Annotated in this window: 17 protein-coding genes; 10 read left to right on the top strand and 7 right to left on the bottom strand. The window is 75.1% G+C overall.

Going from position 1 to position 21,602, the window contains the following annotated elements:
* Positions 1 to 2: 2 nt before the first annotated feature.
* Together FHX73_RS04045 and FHX73_RS04040 are read right to left on the bottom strand one after the other, a co-directional pair.
* Entirely contained in the window at positions 3 to 1,652 is a 1,650-nt protein-coding gene (locus tag FHX73_RS04045; RefSeq protein WP_246213337.1) for a (2,3-dihydroxybenzoyl)adenylate synthase, read from the bottom strand.
* Positions 1,649 to 6,865, bottom strand: coding sequence for a type I polyketide synthase (locus FHX73_RS04040; RefSeq protein WP_246213336.1), 5,217 nt, complete (start codon positions 6,863 to 6,865; stop codon positions 1,649 to 1,651). The genes FHX73_RS04045 and FHX73_RS04040 overlap by 4 nt, the downstream gene beginning before the upstream one ends.
* A gap of 236 nt (positions 6,866 to 7,101) precedes the next feature.
* Here FHX73_RS04040 and FHX73_RS04035 point away from each other — a divergent pair, with 236 nt between their 5' ends.
* From FHX73_RS04035 to FHX73_RS44485, 5 genes are read left to right on the top strand one after another with little or no spacing between them, the layout of a single operon-like run.
* Positions 7,102 to 7,947 carry a GNAT family N-acetyltransferase gene (locus FHX73_RS04035; RefSeq protein ID WP_145903314.1) on the top strand — a complete coding sequence of 282 codons (846 nt, stop codon included), beginning with the start codon at positions 7,102 to 7,104 and terminating at the stop codon, positions 7,945 to 7,947.
* A 57-nt stretch (positions 7,948 to 8,004) separates the two neighbouring features.
* The gene (locus tag FHX73_RS04030; protein WP_145903313.1) at positions 8,005 to 9,051 is read left to right on the top strand and encodes a medium chain dehydrogenase/reductase family protein; all 1,047 of its coding nucleotides are present in this window, start codon (positions 8,005 to 8,007) and stop codon (positions 9,049 to 9,051) included.
* On the top strand, positions 9,048 to 9,872 hold the full coding sequence (locus FHX73_RS04025) for an SDR family NAD(P)-dependent oxidoreductase (protein WP_145903312.1): 825 nt from the start codon (positions 9,048 to 9,050) through the stop codon (positions 9,870 to 9,872). Before FHX73_RS04030 ends, FHX73_RS04025 begins: the two co-directional genes overlap by 4 nt.
* An 8-nt stretch (positions 9,873 to 9,880) precedes the next feature.
* Entirely contained in the window at positions 9,881 to 11,092 is a 1,212-nt protein-coding gene (locus FHX73_RS04020) for a cytochrome P450 (RefSeq protein ID WP_145903311.1), read from the top strand.
* On the top strand, positions 11,089 to 11,301 hold the full coding sequence (locus FHX73_RS44485) for a ferredoxin (protein ID WP_170304831.1): 213 nt from the start codon (positions 11,089 to 11,091) through the stop codon (positions 11,299 to 11,301). Before FHX73_RS04020 ends, FHX73_RS44485 begins: the two co-directional genes overlap by 4 nt.
* Positions 11,302 to 11,383: 82 nt before the next feature.
* Here the strand turns inward: FHX73_RS44485 and FHX73_RS04010 are convergent, their stop codons facing one another.
* The 3 genes from FHX73_RS04010 to FHX73_RS04000 all read right to left on the bottom strand — a co-directional run bounded on the left by FHX73_RS04010 (position 11,384) and on the right by FHX73_RS04000 (position 13,635).
* Positions 11,384 to 12,382 (bottom strand): hypothetical protein, encoded by a 999-nt coding sequence (locus FHX73_RS04010; RefSeq protein ID WP_145903309.1) that lies wholly within the window; start codon positions 12,380 to 12,382, stop codon positions 11,384 to 11,386.
* 189 nt (positions 12,383 to 12,571) lie between these two features.
* Positions 12,572 to 12,979, bottom strand: a complete 408-nt coding sequence (locus tag FHX73_RS04005; RefSeq protein ID WP_145903308.1) for a nuclear transport factor 2 family protein — start codon at positions 12,977 to 12,979, stop codon at positions 12,572 to 12,574.
* A 65-nt stretch (positions 12,980 to 13,044) separates the two neighbouring features.
* Positions 13,045 to 13,635: a DUF2269 domain-containing protein gene (locus FHX73_RS04000; protein ID WP_145903307.1), complete on the bottom strand. Its 591-nt coding sequence runs from the start codon at positions 13,633 to 13,635 to the stop codon at positions 13,045 to 13,047.
* A gap of 181 nt (positions 13,636 to 13,816) precedes the next feature.
* Here FHX73_RS04000 and FHX73_RS03995 point away from each other — a divergent pair, with 181 nt between their 5' ends.
* The 4 genes from FHX73_RS03995 to FHX73_RS03980 all read left to right on the top strand — a co-directional run bounded on the left by FHX73_RS03995 (position 13,817) and on the right by FHX73_RS03980 (position 17,837).
* Positions 13,817 to 14,974 carry a sensor histidine kinase gene (locus FHX73_RS03995; protein WP_145903306.1) on the top strand — a complete coding sequence of 386 codons (1,158 nt, stop codon included), beginning with the start codon at positions 13,817 to 13,819 and terminating at the stop codon, positions 14,972 to 14,974.
* A gap of 4 nt (positions 14,975 to 14,978) precedes the next feature.
* On the top strand, positions 14,979 to 15,644 hold the full coding sequence (locus FHX73_RS03990) for a response regulator (RefSeq protein ID WP_145903305.1): 666 nt from the start codon (positions 14,979 to 14,981) through the stop codon (positions 15,642 to 15,644).
* 184 nt (positions 15,645 to 15,828) lie between these two features.
* Complete coding sequence (locus FHX73_RS03985) at positions 15,829 to 16,254, top strand: COX15/CtaA family protein (protein WP_145903304.1); 426 nt, start codon at positions 15,829 to 15,831, stop codon at positions 16,252 to 16,254.
* The gene (locus FHX73_RS03980; RefSeq protein ID WP_145903303.1) at positions 16,254 to 17,837 is read left to right on the top strand and encodes a multicopper oxidase family protein; all 1,584 of its coding nucleotides are present in this window, start codon (positions 16,254 to 16,256) and stop codon (positions 17,835 to 17,837) included. The genes FHX73_RS03985 and FHX73_RS03980 overlap by 1 nt, the downstream gene beginning before the upstream one ends.
* A 104-nt stretch (positions 17,838 to 17,941) precedes the next feature.
* Here FHX73_RS03980 and FHX73_RS03975 read toward each other — a convergent pair whose 3' ends face one another.
* Both FHX73_RS03975 and FHX73_RS03970 read right to left on the bottom strand, forming a co-directional pair.
* Positions 17,942 to 18,517, bottom strand: a complete 576-nt coding sequence (locus tag FHX73_RS03975; RefSeq protein WP_145903302.1) for a DUF2269 domain-containing protein — start codon at positions 18,515 to 18,517, stop codon at positions 17,942 to 17,944.
* A gap of 91 nt (positions 18,518 to 18,608) precedes the next feature.
* A complete protein-coding gene (locus tag FHX73_RS03970; RefSeq protein WP_145903301.1) occupies positions 18,609 to 19,748 on the bottom strand; it encodes a sensor histidine kinase in 1,140 nt (379 codons plus the stop codon).
* Positions 19,749 to 20,310: 562 nt separating this feature from the next.
* On the opposite strand from FHX73_RS03970, the gene FHX73_RS03965 reads away from it, so the two are divergent.
* Complete coding sequence (locus FHX73_RS03965) at positions 20,311 to 21,585, top strand: sensor histidine kinase (protein WP_145903300.1); 1,275 nt, start codon at positions 20,311 to 20,313, stop codon at positions 21,583 to 21,585.
* Positions 21,586 to 21,602: the final 17 nt, after the last annotated feature.

Below are 21,602 nucleotides of genomic sequence, written 5' to 3'. Positions count from 1 at the left end.
TGTCAGGAGGGGGTCTGGGCGGCGAGCAGTCGGCGGATTTCCTTCTTGTCGATCTTTCCGACGGGGGTGAGCGGGAGCCGGGGGAGCACCAGCAGGTGCTCGGGGGTGCGGAAGCCGGCCAGGCCGCGGCGGCGGAAGGCCTCGCGCAGCTCGCCCAGCGTCAGCGAGGCGCCGTCCCGCAGGGTGACCGCGAGCCCGACCCGTTCGCCCAGCTCCGGCTCCGGCACGGGCACGGCGGCGGCCTGGCGGACCTGCGGCAGCGACTGGGCGGCCTCTTCCAGCTCGGCCGCGGCGATCTTCTCGCCGCCGCGGTTGATGATGTCCTTGATCCGGCCGGTGACCACCAGGTTGCCGCTCGGGTGACGCAGCACCAGGTCGCCGGTGCGGTACCAGCCGTCCGGCGTGAAGGCCGCGGCGGCGCCGGCCGGCGCGCCGTAGTAGCCGCGCACGGTGTACGGGCCCCGGGTGAGCAGTTCGCCGGGCACGCCGTCGGGCACCGGCCGGTCCTCCTCGTCCACCAGCCGGATCCGGTCGCCGTCCGAGATCGGCCGGCCCTGGGTGGTGGTGCGCAGCTCGGCGGGGTCGCCGGGGCGGGTGTAGCAGAGCAGCCCCTCGGCCATGCCGTACACCTGCTGCACCTGGCAGCCGAGCACCGCCTCGATCCGCTCCGCGGTCTCCGGCGGGAGCACCGAGCCGCCGATCTGCAGGGTGCGCAGGGTGGCGGGCGGGGTCGCGCCGGCGGCCACCGCCTCGGTCCAGCGCTGCGCGATCGAGGGCACCACCGAGCTGACCGTGGCCCCCTCGCGCTCGGCCAGCGCGAAGGCGGTCTCCGGGCGGGGCGAGGGGGAGAGCACCGCCCGGCCGCCGCGGCCCAGCGCGCCGAGGATCCCGGGCGAGCCGAGCGGGAAGTTGTGCGCGGCCGGCAGCACCGCCAGGTAGACGGTGTCCTGGTCGAAGCCGCAGACCTCGGCGCTGCGGCGCAGGTTGTACTCGTAGTCGTCGTGGGTGCGGGGCACCAGCTTGGAGTGGCCGGTGGTGCCGCCGGAGAGCAGCAGCAGGGCGATCCGCCCGGGGTCGGGCCGGTGCGCGTCCAGCCGGGCCCGGCGGGCCGCGGCGGCCTGCGGCGCCTCGTCGGCGAGCAGCGGGCCGAGCGCCAGGTGGCCCGGCCAGACCCGCTCGCCGAGCACGAACACCGGGTGCGGGCCGGCCACTTCGGCGGCCAGCGCCTGGTGGTCGAAGTCGTTCCAGCGCTCCGCGACCAGCAGCGCGCGGGTCCCGGCCTGCTCGGCCAGCGCGTGCAACTCCCGTCCGCGGTGCGGCATCAGGGCCAGCACCGGCACCGCGCCGATCCGCTGGCAGGCCAGGAAGGCGGCCACGAACTCCCAGCTGTTGGGGAGTTGGACCAGCACCGGGTCGCCCTGGCGGATCCCCGCGGCGCCCAGCGCCTCGGCCAACCGGTCGGCCCGGCGGGCCAGTTCGGCGAAGCCGAGCCGGGCGTCGCGGTCCACCAGGGCGGTCCGGTCGCCGTACCGGTCGGCCCACTGCCACATCAGCTCGCCCAGCGGAACGCCCCGCCAGTAGCCGGCCGACCCGAAGTCGGCGGCGCGGTCGGCCAGCCAGGCCGGCTGCTCGTGGTCGGTCGTCGTGGTCACGGGGCCACCTCCTCGGGGACGGAACCGGACAGCAGCCCGGTGATGAACTCGCTGATCGCCTCGACGGTGGGCCGGTTCCACAGCAGCGTGGCGGGCAGCGCGGTGCCGAAGTGCCGCTCCAGCCGGCGGCGGATGATCAGCGTGGCGACCGAGTCCAGGCCCGCCTCGGTGAGCGGCACCCTGGGGTCGATCCGGCCGGTCAGGTGGGTCTCGGCGCAGACCTGCTCCCAGACCGCCTCGTGCACGTGCTCGGCCAGCTCCGCGCCGGTCAGGCCGGCCCAGGCCGGCTGGTCGGCCGCCTCCCCGGCCGGCTCGGGCACGGCGGCCTCGGCCAGCAGCACCGGCCGCCGGGCCCCCGGCTCGGGCGCCAGGTGGCGCAGCACGGCGAAGAACGGTCGGCCGCGGCCCTCGGCGTACTCCCAGGCCGCGAAGGCCTCGGCGGCGGTGATGTCGCCGGTGCCGCGGGCGGCCAGTTCGGCGTCGATCAGCTCGGAGGAGGTGGACATCCCCAGCCCGCGCCAGGAGGTCCAGGCGAGGCTGACGGTGTGTCGGTCGCCGACCTCGGCGCGGTGCCTGGCCAGCCCGTCCAGGAAGGAGTTGGCGACGGCGTAGGCGGCCTGGCCGGGCAGGCCGAGCAGTGGGCCGGCCGAGGAGAACAGCACCAGGAAGTCCAGCGAGCCGGGCGGGAAGAGCCGGTGCAGCACCAGCGCACCGCCGGCCTTGGGCCGCAGCACCCGGCGCAGCGAGGCGCGGTCGGTGTCCACGGCCAGCCGGCTGTCCAGCGCACCGGCCGCGTGCACCACGCCGCGGATCGGCGGCAGGCCGAGCGCGTCCGGGTCCAGCAGCCGGGCCGCCTGCGCCGGGTCGGCGATGTCCAGGGCGATCGGGTGCACGGTGACGCCGGCGGCCTCCAGCTCGCGCACGGCCGCGATCCGGGCCCGCTCGGCCGGGTCCTCGGCGCGGTCCCAACTGCTGCGCGGCGGCAGGGCGGTGCGGCCGGCCAGGATCAGCCGCCGGGCGCCGCGGGCGGCCAGCCAGTGCGCGGTGCGCAGGCCGAGCACGCCGAAGCCGCCGGTGATCAGGTAGCTGGCGTCGGGCCGGCAGGCGACCGGCTCGCGCTCCTCGTCGGCGGCCACCGGGACCAGTCGCGCCACCTCGGCGCGGTCCCGGTGCAGCGCGATCACGTCCTCCTCGGGCCGGGCCCGCAGCACCTCGACCAGCCGCGCGGCGGCGGCCACCGGGTCGTGGGCGTCCAGGTCGACGATGCCGCCCCAGCTCTGCGGGTGTTCGCCGGCCAGCACCCGGCCCAGGCCCCAGAGCGCGCCCTGGGCGGGGGAGCCGGCGGCGGTGGCGGCCCGGGCGCCGCGGGTGAGGCACCAGATCCGGCTGCCGTCGGCGGCCTGCCGCACCGCCGCCAGCAGCAGCTCGGCGGCGGCTTCGGCGGCCTCCTGCGGGTCCGCCGAGTCGTCCGGGCGCGGGGCCACCAGCACGGCGGCGGGCTCCGCGATCCGGGCCAGCTCGGCGGGGTCGTCGAGGGCCAGGCAGCGCCGGCCGGCGGCGGTGAGCGCCGGGCCGAGCCCCCGGGCCAGCGTCAGGTCGCCGAGCACGACGACGAGTTCGGGCAGCCGGTCGGTGTCGTCGGCCGGCAGGTCGAGCGGGCGCCAGGCCAGCTCGTGCACCAGGTGGCGCGGGCCGATCCGCCCGCCGGCGTCCTCCTCCGGCCGGCCGTAGCGCAGGTCGCGCAGCCGGGCCAGCAGGGTGCCGTCGGGCGCGGTGACGTCGAGGTCGACGGTGTCGGGGCCCGCCTCGGCGGGCTGCACCGCGACCCGTACCAGGGCCTGCCGCGGTGCCTCGCCGAGCAGTTCGATCCGGCCCAGCGCGGCCGGCATCCGCAGGGCCGCCGGGCCCTCGAAGACCACGGAGGCGAGCGAGAGCGCCGCGTCCAGCAGGGCGGCCCAGCCGGTCGGTCCGGGCACCGGCTCGGCGGGCAGGTCGACCCGGGCCAGCATCGCGTCGGGGCCGGCCAGCAGTTCGGTGATCCGCCACTCGAAGCCCATCGAGGCGACCTCGACCTCGGCCAGCCGGCCCACCACGAAGCCGGGGTCGAGCGGGCGCGGGCAGTCGGCGGCGGGCAGCCGGTCGGAGAGCTCCGGGGTGGCGGCGCGGGCGGTGGAGTGGGTGAGCCAGCCCTGTTCGGACTCGTCGCCGACCGGGCGGGAGCTGAGCCGCAGCCCGCCGTCCTGGCTGATCACCTGCACGGTGCGCGGGACTTCGACCGGGACCGGCACGCGCAGCGCGATGTCGCTGAGCGCGCCGGTGCCGGCGGCGGTCAGGTAGCTGGCCAGGGTGACGGCGGCGGGCACGATCTCGGTGCCGCGCACCGGGTGCTGCCCGGGGTAGGGGCGGTTCTCCAGGTCCAGGTCGGTCAGCCAGAACCGGATCGGGGAGGCGCCGTGCACGGTGACGGGGCTGCCGAGCAGGGTGTGGGTGGCCGGGTCGTGGGCCCGGCCGCCCGGTGCCCGCAGCCCGCCGGTGCGCGCCTCGTAGTGCTGGCGCAGCCAGGCGGTGGTGGGCAGGTCGACCAGGGTGGCGGGGTCGCCGGCGGCGGGTTCGAGGGTCAGGCCGGCGCAGTGCAGCAGGCCGCGGTTGGCCAGCATGGTGGCCCGCTCGGGCCGGTCGCGGCGCAGCGTGTGGGCGACCACCGCGTCCTCGATCCCGGCGGCGGCGAGCGTCTCGGTGATCGCGGGGACCACCACGGGGTGCGGGGAGATCTCCAGGAAGACCCGGTACCCGTCGTCGATCGCGGCGCCCACGGCCTGGGTGAAGCGCACCGGGTTGCGCAGGTTGGCGGCCCAGTAGGAGCCGTCGCGGACCGGGGTGGCGCGCGGGTCGTCCAGTGCGGTGGTGTAGAGCCGCAGCCGGGGCGGGCGCGGCGCGATGGTCTCGGCGGCCTCCACCAGCAGGTCCAGCAGCGGGTCCATGTGGCGGCTGTGGAAGGCGACCTGGGAGTCGACCCGCTGGACGTGCAGCCGGTCCTCGGTGCGCCAGCGGTCGACCACGGTCTGCAGTGCGCCGGAGTCGCCGGCCAGCACGGTGGAGCGCGGGGAGGCGGCGATCGCCGCGACCACGTCCTGCCGGGCGCCGAGCCGTTCGGAGACCTCCTCGAAGGGCAGGTTGACCATGGCCATCGAGCCGCGCCGGGCCACCAGCCGCAGCAGCCGGGAGCGGCGGCAGACCAGCCGGGCGCCGTCCGCGAGGTCGAAGACCCCGGCGGTCACGGCGGCCGCGATCTCGCCGACCGAGTGGCCGATCACCGCGGCGGGCCGCAGCCCCTGGGCGGCCCAGACCTCGGCCAGCGCGACCTGGACGGCGAAGATCAGCGGCTGGATCAGGCTGGTCTCCTGCTGCTCGCCGTCCAGCAGGGCCTGGCGCGGGGAGAAGCCGATCTCGGCCTGGAAGACCGGTTCCAGCTGGTCCAGCACCGCGGCGAAGACCGGTTCGGTGGCGAGCAGTTCGCGGCCCATCCCGCTCCACTGGGAGCCGTGGCCGGAGAACACCCAGACGGCGCCGGGGTCGGCGGCGGCGGGCAGCGGCCGGCCGGTGGCCACGCCGGCGGCGGACCGTTCGGCGGCCACCGCGCCGAGCCGCTCCAGCAGTTGGGCCCGGTCGGCGGCCACCACGGCGGCCCGCTCGGGCAGCAGTTCGCGCCGGGCGGTCAGGGTGTGGGCGACGGCCGCGAGCGGCAGCCGGTCGCCGCGCTCGCTGCCGAGTTCCTCGGCGAGCCGGGCGGCGGTGGCGGCCAGCGCCTGCGGGGTGGCGGCGGAGAGCGGGAAGAGCCGGGGGGTCCGGTCCTCGGCGGGTGCGGGCACGTCGGCGGCGGGCACGGTCGGCGGTGCCTCCTCCAGGATCAGGTGGGCCAGCGTGCCGCCGTAGCCGTACCCGCAGACGCCGGCCCGCCGGACCCGGTCGCCGCCGGGCCAGGGGGTGGCCGCGGTGACCACGCGCAGGCCGGAGGCGGCCCAGTCGACCGCGGGGTTGGGCTCGTTGTGGTGCAGGGTCGGCGGGATGGTGCGGTGCCAGAGGGCGAGCACCGCCTTGATCGCGCCGGCGATGCCGGAGGCGGCCTCCAGGTGGCCGATGTTGGACTTCACGGAGCCGATCAGGCACGGTCTGCCGTCGGGTCTGCCGGCGCCGAACACCTCGGCCAGCGCGCCGGCCTCGATCGGGTCGCCGACCCGGGTGCCGGTGCCGTGCGCCTCCACGTAGTCGACCGAGTCGGGGGAGACGCCGGCGGCGGCGCAGGAGCGCCGGTAGAGCTCGGCCTGGGCGGCCCCGTTGGGCGCCATGATCCCGTTGGTGCGGCCGTCCTGGTGGACGGCGCCGCCGCGGATCAGCGCGAGCACCCGGTCACCGTCGCGCCGGGCGTCGGCGAGGCGCTTGAGCACCAGGACGCCGCAGCCTTCGCCGCGGCCGTAGCCGTCGGCCGCCGCGTCGAAGGACTTGCTGCGGCCGTCCGGGGCCAGCGCCCCGGCCGACTGCATCACCATGGTCAGGCCCGGTCCGGCCATCAGCATCACCCCGCCGGCGATGGCCAGCGAGGCGGTGCCCAGCTGGAGCGCCTGGCAGGCCAGGTCGACGGCGACCAGCGAGGCGGAGCAGGCGGTGTCCACCGCCATGCTCGGCCCGCGCAGGTCGAGGGCGTGCGAGACCCGGTTGGCGACCGCGCAGAGCGAGGCGCCGATCCCGGTCCAGGCCTCGATCCGGGGCAGGTCCTCCAGCAACTGGCGCCCGTAGTCGTCGCAGTTGACGCCGAACCAGACCCCGGTGGTGCTGCCGGCCAGGTCGGCGGGGCGCAGGCCGGCGTGCTCCAGCGCCTCCCAGCTGACCTCCAGGGCGATCCGCTGCTGCGGGTCCATCAGGGTGGCCTCGCGCGGCGGGATTCCGAAGAAGCTCGCGTCGAAGCCGTGGATGTCGGGTAGGAATCCGCCCAGCCGGGTGGTCGCGCGCAGCGCCGCGGCGTCCTCGCCGCCGCGCTCGCGGTAGTTCGCCCAGCGCTCGGCGGGCGCCTCGCCGATGGCGTCGCGGCCCGCCAGCAGGAGCTCCCAGAACGCCGCCGGGGAGTCGGCCGCGCCGGGGAACCGGCAGCCCATCCCGATCACGGCGATCGGTTCCCGGCCGCCGTACTGGTCATGACCCTCGTTCAGGTCGTCCACCTGAGTGTCCTCTCCTGCCGTCGCAGTGCCGCCGTCCTCCGGGGCCGGTCCTCGAAGCCGCTGCTCAGCCTCCTGGCGGCGGTGTCCCAGCCACGTCTGGCAGCGATCCCAGCCGGGGCGGGAATTCGGCCCGTCCGATCGGTGATGCGCGGACCTACTGGGGTGACCGGGTGGCTCCTAACGTGGCGGGTGAGACAACCGACCCCCGTCGGACGACCCGATCGGAGCGAACCGCGATGGACGTGTCCACCACTCCCGAGCCCGCCGTGTTCTCCGCTGCCGCGGAGAAGTGGCTGCTCGGCGACCCGGTGTCGAACAACCTGCTGCTCAGTCACGCCACCGATCCGGACGGGCAGTTGCCCGGGGACGGGCAGCCGGCCGTCTTCGCCTGGGTGTCCGACGGCGGGCAGCCGGTGGGCGCCGCCTGGGTGATGTCGCCCTACCGGATGACCATTTCGGCGATGCCCGCGCCGGCCGCCGCGGCCCTGGCCGAGGAGCTGGCCGGGCGGCTGCCCGAACTGCCCGGGGTGAACGGCCCGGAGGAGTCGGCGGGCGCCTTCGCCGAGCGCTGGCGCGAGGTGCGCGGCGGCACCGCCACCCGCGAGCGGGACCAGTGGCTGATGCGCTGCGACAGCACGCCGCCGGCCTCGGGTGCGGCGGGCGCGGCCCGCCCGGCCCGGGCCGACGAGGTCGAGCGGATCGGGCAGTGGTACGCGGCGGTGATGCGGGACAGCGGGCTGGCGCAGGAGAAGATCGCCCGGCACACCGCGCACATGGCCCGCACCCAGTTCGCCGGCGGTCGGCTGATCGTCTGGGAGGTCGACGGCGAGCCGGTCGGCGCGGCCGGCTGGGCCAAGCCGATCGGCGGCGTGGTCCGGCCGTCCGGCGTCTTCGTCTCCCCCGACCACCGCAACGGCGGTTACGCGGGCGCGCTGCTCGGCGAGGTCACCGCGCGGGCGCTGGCCGCCGGCGCGCAGGCCTGCGTCTGCACCCACTTCCTCGACTACGCCGCGATGCAGGCTGTGGTCGAGCGGGTCGGCTACCGCCGGGTGCGCGACCTGACCGAGTACCGCTTCAACTGACCGCCGGCGGGCGGGCGGCGGTCTCGTCGCGGCGGACCCATCGACTGAGAGGGCACCATGGGATACACACGTGTCATCGTGAGCCGGCGCGGCGGCGCCGAGGTCCTGGAGACGATCACCGAGCAGGAGCAGCGGCCGGGCCCCGGCCAGGTGCTGGTCCGGGTGCTGGCGGCCGGCGTCTCCTTCGGCGACATCCTGCTGCGGGTGGGGGTGATCCCCGGCGGGCCCAAACCGCCGTTCACGCCCGGCTACGACGTGACCGGCGTGGTGCAGGAGGTCGGCCCCGGGGTCACCCGGCTGCGCCCGGGTCAGCGGGTGGTCGCGCTGGTGCGCGAGGGCGGCTACACCGAGCGGCTGGTGGTCCCCGAGGACCGGGCGGTGCTGCTGCCGGACGGGATCGACCCGGCGGACGCGGCGGCCGTCGCGCTGAACTACTTCGTCGCCTACCAGATGCTGCACCGGGTGGCCCGGGTGCGCGAGGGCCAGAGCATCCTGGTGCACGGCGCGGCCGGCGGCGTGGGCACCGCGCTGCTGCAACTCGCCCAGCTGGCCAAGGTGCAGGCGTTCGGCACCAGTTCGGCGGGCAAGGCCGACCTGGTGGCCTCGCTGGGCGCGCAGCACATCGACTACCTGGCCGAGGACTTCATGCGGGTGGTCAAGGACCGGCCGGAGAACGGCGTGGACGCCGTCTTCGACCCGGTGGGCGGCACCCAGTTCATGCGCTCCTACATGTCGCTGCGGCGCGGCGGCTTCCTGGTCGGCTACGGCCAGAGCCAGGCGATGCAGAACGGCCGGCCGCGCCGCGACCTGGCGGTCTTCGGCTTCGTGGCCGGCCTGTTCCTGCCCAAGCTGGCCCCGGACGGCCGCCGGACCACCTTCTACAACGCCTGGAGCCTGGAGAAGAAGGTGCCCAGCGCCTACCAGGAGGACCTGGCGGCGGTGCTCGACCTGCTGGCCACCGGCGCGGTCAAGCCGGTGCTCTCCCGCACCCTGCCGCTGGCCAAGGCCTCCGAGGCGCATCAACTCCTGGAAGCGGCTGCGGTGACGGGCAAAGTCGTGCTGCGATGTGACGAAGCGTCAGAACCTGTGAGGAGTCACCCGTGAGCACTGACAACACCAACGACAACACCGCCGACAACACCGCCGCCGCCACCGCGAACGGCTACCCGGTCTACCCCGACCTGATCGGCCGGACCGCGCTGATCACCGGCGCCTCCCGCGGCATCGGCGCCGAGACGGCGCGCGCCCTGGCGGCGAACGGCGTGCGGGTGGTGCTGGCGGCCCGGGACAAGTCCGCCGTCGAGGAGACGGCCGAGGCGATCCGGGCGGCCGGCGGCAGCGCGGTGGGCTTCGCCGCCGACTGCACCGAGCAGGCCGAGTTGGAGCGGCTGCGCGAGCTGGCCACCGAGGCGGTCGGCCCGATCGACGTGCTGGGCGCCTTCGTCGGCGGCGGGGGCGACCCGGTGCCGATCGAGCGGATGGACCTGGCCCAGTTCCGCTCCGTGGTGGACCTCAACCTGACCTCCACCTTCCTGGCGGTGCAGACCTTCCTGCCCTCGATGATCGAGCGCCGGCGCGGCTCGATCATCACCATGGCCTCGACGGCGGGCCGGCTGCCCGGCTTCGCCGCCGCCTCGTACGCGGCCGCCAAGGCCGGGGTGCTGATGTTCACCCGGCACGTCGCGGGCGAGGTCGGCAAGCACGGGGTGCGGGTCAACTGCGTCTCGCCGTCGGCGATCATGACGGAGAGCCAGCGGGAGCGGATCCCCGCGGACCGGCTGCCGATGATCGTCAAGCAGTTCCCGCTGGGCCGGATCGGCGAGCCGGTCGACGTGGCCCAGGCCGCCCTGTTCCTGGCCTCCGACGCCTCCTCCTGGCTGACCGGACTGACCATCGATGTGGCCGGCGGCCGCATCATGATCTAGGAGTTCCGATGACCGTTGAATCACAGGCGCCGGACCTGCCGGGGCTCCCGATGGTCCGGCTCTCCCCGCTGGCCGAGCCCCCGCAGTACGCGGGGCTGCGCGAGCAGGCGCCGATCAGCCGGCACCGCTGGCCCAACGGGGTGGAGGCCTGGCTGGTCACCCGCTACCAGGACGTCCGGGCGCTGCTCGGCGACCCGCGGGTGAGCGTCAACCGGTTCCAGGCCATGCCGCCCTCGCTCTCGGTGGGCCGCAAGTCCACGGTGATGCTGCCGAAGTCGCTGATCGGCATGGATCCGCCCGAGCACACCACGCGCCGCCGGCTCTACATGCGGGAGCTGACGGTGCGTCAGGTGGAGCGGCTGCGTCCGCGGATCGGGCAGATCGTCGACCAGCACCTGGACGAGCTGCTCGCCGCCGGGCGGACCGCCGACCTGGTGCGGCAGTTCGCGCTGCCGATCCCCTCCCTGGTGATCGCCGAGCTGCTCGGGGTGCCGGCCGAGGAGCGCGCGGAGTTCCAGCGGCACACCCAGACCATCCTCGGCGTGGACACCCCCGCCGAGGAGGTGCAGCGGGCCACCACGGCGCTGATGGACTGCCTGCGCGCCCTGGTGCGGCTGCGCCGCGACGAGCCGGGCGAGGACATCCTCAGCCGGCTCGGCGCCAGCGAGGTGGACGGCGCGCCGCTCACCGAGGACGAGCTGGTCGGCCACGCGATGCTGCTGCTGATCGCCGGCCACGAGACCACCGCCAACATGCTGGCGCTCGGGGTGGCCACGCTGCTCGGCGCGACCGAGGCGCCCGGCCCGCTCACCGCGGACCCGGAGCGGCTGGAGCAGGTGGTGGAGGAACTGCTGCGGTTCCACGCGGTCATCCAGTTCGGCCTGGTGCGCCGGGCCGCCGAGGACATCGAGATCGCCGGGGTGACCATCCGGGCCGGCGAGTGGCTGGTCTGCTCGCTGGTCTCGGCCAACCGCGACGCGGGGCTGTGCCCGCACGCCGAGCGGTTCGACCCGGAGCGGTCCGGGGCCAAGCACCTGAGCTTCGGCTACGGCATCCACCAGTGCGCCGGGCAGAACCTGGCCCGGCTGGAGCTGCGGATCGCGCTGGCCCGGCTGTTCGCCCGGCTGCCGGGCCTGCGCCTGGCCCAGCCGCTGGAGACCCTGCCGTTCCGCGCCGACGCCTGGGTGTACGGCCTGTACGAGCTGCCGGTGCGCTGGTGACCGCCGTCGAGGTGGTGGTGGACCGCCTGCGCTGCGCGGGGGCGGGCCAGTGCGCGCGGACCCTGCCCGAGGTCTTCGACCAGCGGCCGAGCGACGGCCGGGTGCTGGTCCTCGACCCGGCGCCGCCGGCCGCCCTGCTGGAGCGCCTGACCGACGCCGAGGACGGCTGTCCGGTCCAGGCGATCCGGTTGGTGCGGCGGGCCGGCTGACCGGCCGGCCCCGCTGCCCGAGATCCAGCCGACACAACGTCAGCCGTCAGCCGCCCGTCCGCGGCTGACGGCTGACGTGCTTTCAGGGGTTGGCCAGCACCCAGGCGAAGGCCTCCAGGCACTCCGGATCGCCGGCCCGGGCGCGCAGCACCCAGCTCTCGGCGTCGCGGAACAGGTAGCCGCGGGGGGTGGCGGGCGCGTGCCGGCGCAGGGTCTGGTTGTAGGCGCGCAGCAGCCGCTCGGCGGGTCGTTCGGCGGGCCGCCAGGCACCGCTCCAGGGCGCGGCGGGGGAGGGGTGGCCCGGGCCGATCCCGACCAGGGCCGTGGCCCGCTGGTCCGCGGCGGGCGGGCCGGGGCGCCGCCAGGGGCGGCGGGTCTGCCGCGCCGGTCCGGCGAGCAGCACCGGGCGGTCGGGGTCGGCCCGGCGCACCGCCTCGGCCTCCTGGCGGGCGAAGTCGGCGGCGGAGCGCCAGCGGGCCTCCAGGCCCAGCGGGTCCGGCGGCGCCCACTCGACCTGCCAGGCGGCCACCGCCGGGTGCGCGCGGTACTGCCGCACCACCCGGGCGCTGAAGGCCATCGAGGCGTCGAGCAGCCGGCGGCGGCGTTCGGCCCGCAGCAGCCGGCCCTGCGGCAGTGCCCGGGTGAGCACGTGGGCCGGGGCGCCGCCCGCCGTGCCGCCGCCCGAGGTGACGCCGCCGACCGAGAGGACCACCCGCTTGCCGGCCCGCGCGGCCGCGTCGAGCTGCCAGTCCAGGTCGGCGCCGGTGAAGCTGAGCGGCTCCGGTTCCATCCGGTGCCAGCAGGCGGTCAGTTGGACCAGGTCGAAGGGGTAGCGCAGCAGCCGCAGCAGCGCGGCGCGCGGCTCCAGGCCGAGCGACTCGGCCCGTTCGCCGCGGAAGCAGACGCCGATCTGGCTGCTGCCGCGCGGCTCGACCGGCAGGCGCCGCCAGCGGGCGCCGGGGTCCGGCGGGGCGGTCGGCCGGCCGGCCGGGGTGGTGCGGGTGCGGGGGCCGCGGACCGGGAGGAGCAGGGCGGCCGCGAGGGCCTCACCGGTGTCGAGCCGTCGCCGCGCGCGTGCCATGCCAGCCTCCCAGGAGGGGTTCGGAAGTCTCGTGCGACCGCGCCCGCCACCGCCTGCCCGCCGTCCGGCCGTACCGGGCCGTGACCGCCGACAGGCGGACCCGGGGGCAATCCGGGTCCGCCTGTGGCCCGGGCGCGTCAGGGGATGCCACGCCCGTGGTCGGCGGACCAGCCGCCGGGGGAAGCGGTCCTATGCGGCGGGCGTCCGGGGGGCGTCGAGGGCGCTGAGGTGCACGCCCGCGATCACCCACCGGCCGTCCAGCCGGACCGCGGTCTGAGTGACCCGGAAGGATCCGGGGATCGGCCGACCCTGGAAGGTGGCCTGCTGGGCCTGGACCGCCACGCTGATCACCGTGTCGCCGAAGACCCGGACCACGGCCTCGTCCCAGCCGACCTCGGTGTAGCGCAGGTCGCCGGAGGAGTGCCGCCCGATCCACTGCTCCTTGGTGAGCAGGAAGCCGCGCGGGCCGACCGCCAGGAAGTCCGGGTGCAGCAGCTCGGCCAGGGTGCCGGTGTCGCCGGTCAGTTCGGCCTGGCACCAGACCTTGGACAGCTGCTCGATCTCGGCGACGGCCGTGCTGGTGTTCTCGGTGGTCATGGCGGGTTCTCCTGTCGGTCGGTCAGCTGCGTGGTGGTGGGTGCGGAGCGGTCGGCCGCGGTCGGTCAGGAGCGCCGGTTCTTGGCGACCCAGCGGGGGCGCAGCCCCCAGGGCTTGAAGACCGACAGCCAGACGTTGATCACGTACACGGTCAGCGCGATGGTCGGCACGATCACCAGGTTGTAGCGGACGAAGCCGAGGTGCATCGCGGAGACCGGCCCGGTCGGGTGCGTCACCGCCAGGTGGGCGGCTTCGTGCAGCCGGGCGGTGAGTTGGAAGATGGAGGCCGCGGCCGCCGCCAGGGACAACCAGAACTTGACGGTGATCCAACGGTACTTGAAGATCCGCCAGGGCGTGCCGAGCGACAGCGCGAGCCCGGTGAGCACCGAGAGCAGGCTCAGCGGGAGGATCAGCGTGTCGCCGAGCACTGGCATCGCCCGGTAGAGGGCGCGCACCGTGTCGGCGTCGTCGGTCAGCAGCGCGGTGGTGCTCATCGCGAGCACGCAGAGCATCAGGGCCAGCCAGCTCACCGAGGAGATCACGTGCAGGACCACCATGGTCTTCCGCACCGGCGGCGGGAGTTGGACGCCCGACGGCTTGCTGCGCGGGCCCCGGGGGCCCGGCGTGGCCGGTGCGGGTGCGGTGGGGACGGTCATGCCTGGTTCCTCCGGGAACGGGCTGCTGGTTCTCCACAAAGGTCCCTCACCAGCCCTTCGCATGTCGTCAGCGCCTCGCGGTAACCCTGGTACGCCGACGAACGTATGACCGGTACCGGGGAACGGCAGCCGACCGGCCGGGGCGGTTGAGACCGGGCCCGGCGCCTCCTAAGGTCGGGGCGTGGATACCTCCGAAGCGAGCAGTTCGCCGTCCGCCGAGAACCTGCGCACAGCCGCCTTCGACATGGTGCTGGCCGTCCTGCTGGGTGCCGGGGTGGCGCTCTCCCCACTGCTCTTCTCGCACCGCGGCACCACGGTGCCGGGCGACGCGCTGGGGGTGGTGACGGCGGCGGCGCTGCTGGTGCGGCGCTCCCGGCCGCTGCCCGCGCTGGTGGTGGTGACGGCCGCGGCGGCGGCCGCGCTGGGCATGGGCGACCACCCGACCCCGGCCGCGCTGGCGGTGGGCGCCGCGCTGCTCTCGGTGGCCGGCCGCACCGAGTGGTGGGTGGCGCTGAGCGCCAGCGCGCTGGCCCTGGCCGTGGTGCTGCTGCCCTACCTGGTGCGGGCGTTGGGCTCCGGAACCCCGTTCGACGAGGTGTGGGGCTTCTCGGCGCAGCTGGGGGTGCTGCTGCTGGTGCCGGGCACGCTGCCGGCGGCGGTGCGGCTGCGCCGCCGGGCGGTGGCCCGGGCCGAGGCCGAGGAGATCCGGCGCCGGGTGGCCGAGGAGCGGCTCGGCATCGCCCGCGAGGTGCACGACGTGGTGGGCCACGCGCTGGCGGTGATCAGCATGCAGTCCGGGATCGCGCTGCACGTGAGCGAGAAGCGGCCGGAGCAGATGGCGGACGCGCTGGACGCGGTGGGCCGGGTCAGCCGGGAGGCGATGACCGAGCTGGACGCCACCTTCGGGGTGTTCCGGGAGATGCCGGCCGAGCCGGACCTGGGCCTGCAGCACCTCGACGAGCTGCTGGCCACGGTGCGCCGGGCGGGCGTGGCGGTGGAACTGACGGTCAGTGGGGAGCGGGTGCCGCTGCCGGCCGAGGTGGAGCGGGCCGCCTACCGGATCGTCCAGGAGTCGCTGACCAACGTGCTGCACCACGCCGAGGCGGACGCCGCCTCGGTGGAACTCGACTACTCGCCCCGGGCGTTGCTGGTGCGGGTGGGTAACGGCGCGGGCCCGCCGGCCGGGGCCGAGCCGGCCCGGCCGCGCTCGCGCGCCTCGGGCGGCCACGGGATCCAGGGGATGAAGGAGCGGACCGAGGCGCTGGGCGGTCTGTTGGAGGCCGGTCCGCGTCCGGGCGGAGGATTTGTTGTGACCGCGCGGCTACCTCGGGCAAGCTAGCCCCATGATCCGTGTACTGGTGGCCGATGATCAGAGCCTGGTCCGGATCGGGCTGCGCGTGCTGCTCGATTCGGAGGACGACATGGAGCTGGCCGGGGAGGCGGTGGACGGCCGGGCCGCGGTCGAGCTGGTCCGGCGGACCCAGCCGGACGTGGCGCTGCTGGACGTCCGGATGCCGCAGATGGACGGCCTGGAGGCGCTGCGGGTGATCACCGCGGACCCGCAGCTGGCCACCACCAAGGTGATCATGCTGACCACCTTCGACCTCGACGAGTACGTCTTCGAGGCGCTGCGGGCCGGCGCGAGCGGCTTCCTGGTCAAGGACACCGAGCCGCAGGAACTGCTGCGCGCGGTCCGGGTGGTGGCCTCCGGCGAGTCGCTGCTCTCGCCGAGCGTCACCCGCAAGCTGATCAGCGCCTACGTCTCGCGCCCGGCCACCGCGCTGCGGCTGCACCCGCAGCTCTCCCAACTGACCGACCGCGAGCGCGAGATCGTCGCGCTGGTGGCGGACGGGCTGTCGAACGAGGAGATCGCCGCCCGGCTGTTCATCAGCCCGGCCACCGCCCGCACCCACGTCTCCCGGGCGATGATCAAGCTGCACGCCCGGGACCGCGCCCAGCTGGTGGTCTTCGCCTTCCAGTCCGGCCTGGTCAGCGGCGACGCGGACTGATCGCCGGGCCCCGTTCGCCGACGCACCCGCCGTACGTCCACCGGCGTACTGGGTTGCCGTTCAGCAGCGGATGTCCGCGAGGCGCCGCACCCCGATGCTGGTCCTGATCATCGGTCACCGACCGCTGCGAGAGCGGCCGGTGGTCCGACCCGGACCCAGCGATCGTGGAAGAAGGCAACAGCGGATGAGCGCAGAGAAGACCGCATACGGAGCCCCGGCCGGTCCGGCCGGCGGGGCGGTTCGGCGGACCGGCCTGGCCAAGGCACTGGCCGTGGTGGTCGCCCTGGAGTGCCTGTCCATCGTGGTGCAGGCGATCACCGCGGGCTCGTTCCTCAACGGCAACGACTCGATGAAGGACGTGCACGCCAAGGGCGCGGCCGCGGTGATCGTGCTGGCCCTGATCCAGCTGGTGCTGTCCGTGGTGCACTGGCGCAAGCGCGGGCCGGGCTGGCTGGCGCTGGCCAGCACGGCGCTGCTGGTGCTGGTCGTGGCGCAGGCCGCGGTGGGCGGCTCGCACAACCTCGCCGTGCACGTCCCGCTCGGGGTGATCACCTTCGGCGTCGCCGTCGCGCTGGCCACCTGGGTGTGGCAGCCGCGCCGGGGCGCGTGATGTCCCCCTCGCGCCGGCAACTGCTGGGCTGGGCGGCCTCGGCCGTCGTGCTCAGCCCCCTGGCCGCCGCCTGCTCCTCCTCGGGGGCGGGCGGCGGTCCCAAACTGCTGAAGAGCGCGCTGCCCCTCCCCCAGCCCTTCCAGGTGCCGCTGCCGATCCCGCCGGTGATGAAGCCGACCCGGACCGACGGCGGCACCGACTACTACGATCTGACGGTCCGTCCGGCCGACGTGGAGATCATTCCCGGCCACAAGACCACCATCTGGGGCTACGACGGCCGGTTCCCCGGGCCCACCTTCGAGGCCCGCAGCGGGCGGCGCGCCGTGGTGCGCCAGACCAACGCGCTCTCCGTGCCGATCGTCACCCACCTGCACGGCGGGCGGACCGCCCCGGAGAGCGACGGCTACCCGACCGACCTGGTGCTGCCCGGCGGCGACATGGCGGGCATGGCGGGCATGTCTTCGGCCGCGCCGAGCATGCCGGGCATGCCCAAGGACCCGCGGGCCTCGGTGGTCACCGGGGTGCGCAACTACGAGTACCCGCACGAGCAGCGGGCGGCCACGCTCTGGTACCACGACCACCGGATGGACTTCTCCGCGCCGCAGGTGTGGCGCGGCCTGGCCGGCATGCACCTGATCCGGGACGACGTCGAGGCCGGCCTCGGGCTGCCGGACGGCGACCGCGAGCTGCCGCTGCTGATCTGCGACCGCTCCTTCGAGGCCGACGGCTCGTTCCGCTACCCGGCCAAGGACCCGACGCTGCTGAAGACGCCCGGCGTGGACGGCGCGTACCGCGGCGGGGTGCTGGGCGACGTGATCCTGGTGAACGGCGCGCCCTGGCCGGTGGTGGACGTCAGCGCCACCACCTACCGGCTGCGCCTGCTGAACGCCTCCAACGCCCGTGAGTACACCCTGGCGCTGGACCCGCCGCCCTCCGGCGGCCAGGCCTTCCAGCAGATCGGCGGCGACGGCGGACTGCTGCCCGCGCCGATCGCGCACGACAGCATCGACATCGCCCCGGCGGAGCGGTTCGACGTCGTGGTGGACTTCTCCCGCTACCGGGTGGGCACCCTGGTCACCCTGGTCAACCGCAAGGACACCGGCGGCCCCGGCTCGGTGATGCGCTTCCACGTGGCCAAGGACGGCCCGACCCCGGCCCCGCTGCCGGCCAAGCTGGCCGGCGACTTCGAGCGGCTGGCGCCCCCGTCCGGCGGGGTGACCCGCAATTTCGACTTCACCTCCGGCCTGGTCGGCGGAGTGATGGGCTGGGTGGTGAACGGCAAGGGGTTCGACCCGAACCGCAGCGACGCCGACCCGACGATGGGCGTGGTGGAGACCTGGAAGCTGAAGAGCGACCTGCGCCACCCGATCCACGTCCACCTGGGCAACTTCCAGGTGCTCTCGCGCGGCAGCGGGGGGCCCGGCGCCTCCGACGCGGGCTGGAAGGACACCGTGCTGGTGCGCGACGGCGAGACGGTCACCGTGGCGATCCGGTTCGACGGCTACCGCGGCCGGTACATGCTGCACTGCCACAACCTGGAGCACGAGGACATGGCGATGATGGCCAACATCGAGGTCCGCTGAGCCACCACGGACGCACGGGCGCACCGACGGCCGCCGGCCCGGCCCCCTCGCGGGGGACCGGGCCGACGGCCGTTCGAGCTTGCCGGGCGGTGGTTGACTCGGCGTCAGGAGGCCTTGGCCTTGGCCTTGTCGCGCCGGCCCCAGGGCTTGACCACCGAGAGGGTCACGTTGGCCGCGTAGATGGCGAGCGCCACGACCGGCGCCACCACCAGGGTGGAGCGCAGCGAGCCCAGGTCCATCGCCGAGATCGGCCCGGTCGGGTGCGTGGCGACCACGTGCGCGGCCTCGTGCAGCCGGGCCCGCAGCTCGAAGATCGAGGCCGCGGCCGCCACCAGGGTCAGCCAGAACTTGGTCGCCACCCAGGTGTGCTTGAACAGCCCCCACCGGGTGCCCAGGGCCAGCAGCAGGCCGGTGAGCAGGGCGAGCAGCGCGAGCGGGATGATCAGCGCGTCGCCCAGCAGGTCCGCCGCCCGGTAGGAGAAGCGCAGGGTGTCGGCGTCGTCGGTGAGCAGCGCGTTGGCGCCCAGGGTGAGCAGACAGAGCATCAGGCCCAGCCAGCCCACCGAGGAGACCACGTGCAGCACGGTCACGGTCTTGCGGACGGTCGGCGGCATCAGCGGCACCGTCGGCCGCTCGGTGCGGCCGCGGGCGGACGGTTCCGCGGTCTTCGAGGGGGTCATGGCAGCCTTCCGGGAGCGGTCGCGGACAGCGGTCGGGGGATGCGTCGGGGTATCTGACGGGGTGTGCGGCGGTGCGCGGACGGCGGCACGGTCAGCGCCGGGGCAGCTTGGCGCAGACCCGGAACCCCGGGCCGTCCGCCGCCGGACCCAGGTCCACCTTGCCACCCACCGCGGCCGCCTGCTCCAGGATCCCGGTGGAGTCCTGCTCGGAGCTGCGCACCTGGGCCTCCGGGTCGCGGTTGTCGGTGATCTGCAGCAGCAACTGGTCGTCGCCGTACTCCACCTCGACGGTGGCGACGGTGCCGGAGGCGTGCCGCAGCACGTTGGCCAGCGAGTGCTGGACGATCCGGAAGGCGGCCAGGTCGACGGCCACCGACAGCTCGCCGCGGCAGCCGCTCTCCAGCACCCGCACGTAGAGCCCGCTGCTGCTCATCGCCGAGATCAGCGAGGGCAGGCTGCTCAGCCCGGGCAGCGGGGCGCGCGGCACGGCGCGGTCGCCCTTCTCCAACGTCCCCAGGGTGGCCCGCAGTTCCTGCAGCGCCACCTTGCTGGTGGTGTTGATGGTGCGCAGGATGTCCAGCGCGCCGCGCGGGTTGCCCTCGGCCAGCCGCAGCGCCGCCGCGGACTGGATGTTGATGGCGGCCAGGCCCTGGCCGGCCGTCTCGTGCACGGCCCGGGCGATCCGCAGCCGTTCGGCGTAGGCCTCCCGCTTGACCGCCTCGGCCCGGGACTGCGCCAGGTCCTCGCGGCGGACCCGGAGCACCACCCCGAGCAGGCAGGGCAGCGCCATCCAGCCCACCGCGCCGCCCACCATCACCTGGGACATGGCCAGCCGGGAGTCCCAGGCGGCCACCACCACGGCTCCGGTCAGCACCCCGCAGGCGGCCACGCACAGCGCCACCGAGCGGGGCCAGGGCAGCGCGGCCGCGACGAAGTACATCGCCAGGCCGGCGGCCAGGAAGGAGGGTCCGTACGGGTAGTGGAGCAGCAGTGTCACGGCGGTGGCCGCGGTGGTGCAGGCCAGCACCAGCTGCGGTCGGCCGCGGCGCAGCGCCAGGGCGGCGGCGCCCAGGGCGATCAGCAGGTAGCCGACCGCATCGGCGGAGCGGGCCGGGGCCGCCTGCCACGACGAGGTCTGTCGCAGACCCGCGGCCGCGGCCAGACCGACGGCGACCGCCAGCGCGGTGTCGCGGACGACACGGCGCTGTGCGAGGCCACGGATGCTTCTCATTCGCCAAGACTACGAGCCCGGCCCCGCCCGCGAGATCCGCCCGTCGTCGTATGCGCTGGGGTTTTCGGTGCACGTTCAGGCATTCGCAACCGGGTCGGTGGACGATCGGGGGGTAGTGGCAAGGTGCCTCGTGGAGAACCTACCTGACGGCTAGTCAGGATGAATGGATGTGGGCCACCATTGCTGGCACTGCTCCGGTTCGTACGCCCGAGGAGCTAGCTGCGCCCACCGGAGTACGCTCCCGGACGTAGTCGCGAGTCGCTGTTCGCCGGACGATCAGCCCGGGCCGTTACGCCGATGATGGGTGTCGGCCGTTCATCGGAGCACGTTAGCGGAGTGAGAGATGCGGATGCGGGAGCGGAGTACGTCGAACTTCTTACATTGATCTCGATTTGTCGCAGGAGGGTTTCACCAGATGATCAAGTTGGTGCACTGGTTCGCTGCGGCGAGCCAACGGGGGAGTGTCCCGCCTGCGGGCGATGTTCCAGAGGCCGGGCCGTCAGGCTCCGCGTGTACCACTGGGACCGCCGAGCAGGGTCTGGTGCTGTCGAGGGAGATGGAGGTGGGCCGGCTCCTCTTCATAGCGGCCACCCTCGCGGCACTGATGCTCGTCTGGACCGATCTGTCCGGAACCATGCACACCGCCGGGGCGATCTCCGGCACCGTCACCCTGGCCGGCTGCGCCTGGTACCTGCAGAGCAGGCTGCGCGCCCGCCGGGCGAGCTTCCGCCGGGCCCTGCTGCACGCCGGCGCCCACCGCATCGTCCAGCAGTGGCGCTCCGGGTCGCGCGACGAGGAGGTGCTGCGGTCGCTCGCCGAACTCCTCGGCGTCCCCGCACTGCGGGTGGACCTGCGCCCCGCCGACCGCGCCGGCACCGATCCGGCGGGCCGCGGCGAGCCGGACGGCCACCCGGTGCAGATCCGGTTCGCCGACCGCTGCTACGGCGCCCTGGTGATCCCCGGCGCCGCGGCCGGACCGCCGCCCGGCACCGAGTTGACCCTCCTGGCCGAGTTCGCCCGCGAACTCGGCTCGGTCATGCACGAGGCGGTCGGCGCGCAACAGCCCGCGCCCGCCGCCGACTCCGCTCTCGACTCCGCCGCCGACCCTGCCGCCGTCCCGGCGGCCGGCGCGGAGACGGACAGTGGCAACGCCGTGCGCCGCCAGCTCCAGCGCGACCTGCACGACGGGATCGGGCCGATGCTCGCCGCCGTGAAGATGCAGCTCGACTCGGCCCGGGTGCTGCTCCCGATCGACGCCACCGCGGCCGCCGCCCTGCTGGACAAGGCCTGCGCCGACGCCAACGTCGCGGTGACCGACGTCCGCCGGCTCAGCCGCGAGCTGCGGGCCGGGCAGGTCGGCGACCTGGTGCCGGCGCTCTCCCAGCAGGCCGCCCGGTTCGAGCGGGCCACCAACGGCCATCTGCGGGTCCGCGTGGTGACCCGGGGCCGGGGCCTGCCGCGGCTGCCCGACCGCACCGCCTCGGCGGCCTACCGGATCGCCACCGAGGCGCTGACCAACACCGCCCGGCACGCCCGGGCCAAGCACTGCACCATCTCGCTGGCCGCCGTCGGCGGCAGCCTGCTGGTCGAGGTCACCGACGACGGGATCGGCATCCCCGCCGACCCGTTCCCCTCGGGCGTCGGCCTGCTCTCGATGAGCGGCCGGGCCCGGGACCTCGGCGGGGACTGGCAGCTGACCCGCTGTCAGCCGCACGGCACCAGGGTCACCGTCCGGCTGCCGCTGCGCGCCGCCTGCGCCGAGGAGACGGCCGCGGCACCGGCACCGGCCGAGGACCGCGGCCCGGAGTTCTGCGGCGCACCACCGGTCGCACCCTGAGGGCATCCCTGCGCCAA

This window comes from Kitasatospora viridis, assembly GCF_007829815.1.
Classification (GTDB): Bacteria; Actinomycetota; Actinomycetes; order Streptomycetales; family Streptomycetaceae; genus Kitasatospora; species Kitasatospora viridis.
Note: the sequence above shows the minus strand (reverse complement) of the source record. Positions and strands in the feature narration are given on the sequence as shown.

Coding starts and splice junctions, on each gene's coding strand:
- FHX73_RS04035 (WP_145903314.1), top strand. CDS start 7,102: ATGGACGTGTCCACCACTCCCGAGCCCGCCGTGTTCTCCGCTGCCGCG.
- FHX73_RS03990 (WP_145903305.1), top strand. CDS start 14,979: ATGATCCGTGTACTGGTGGCCGATGATCAGAGCCTGGTCCGGATCGGG.
- FHX73_RS03970 (WP_145903301.1), bottom strand. CDS start 19,748: ATGAGAAGCATCCGTGGCCTCGCACAGCGCCGTGTCGTCCGCGACACC.
- FHX73_RS03980 (WP_145903303.1), top strand. CDS start 16,254: ATGTCCCCCTCGCGCCGGCAACTGCTGGGCTGGGCGGCCTCGGCCGTC.
- FHX73_RS04010 (WP_145903309.1), bottom strand. CDS start 12,382: ATGGCACGCGCGCGGCGACGGCTCGACACCGGTGAGGCCCTCGCGGCC.
- FHX73_RS04000 (WP_145903307.1), bottom strand. CDS start 13,635: ATGACCGTCCCCACCGCACCCGCACCGGCCACGCCGGGCCCCCGGGGC.
- FHX73_RS03975 (WP_145903302.1), bottom strand. CDS start 18,517: ATGACCCCCTCGAAGACCGCGGAACCGTCCGCCCGCGGCCGCACCGAG.
- FHX73_RS04005 (WP_145903308.1), bottom strand. CDS start 12,979: ATGACCACCGAGAACACCAGCACGGCCGTCGCCGAGATCGAGCAGCTG.
- FHX73_RS04030 (WP_145903313.1), top strand. CDS start 8,005: ATGGGATACACACGTGTCATCGTGAGCCGGCGCGGCGGCGCCGAGGTC.
- FHX73_RS03985 (WP_145903304.1), top strand. CDS start 15,829: ATGAGCGCAGAGAAGACCGCATACGGAGCCCCGGCCGGTCCGGCCGGC.
- FHX73_RS04020 (WP_145903311.1), top strand. CDS start 9,881: ATGACCGTTGAATCACAGGCGCCGGACCTGCCGGGGCTCCCGATGGTC.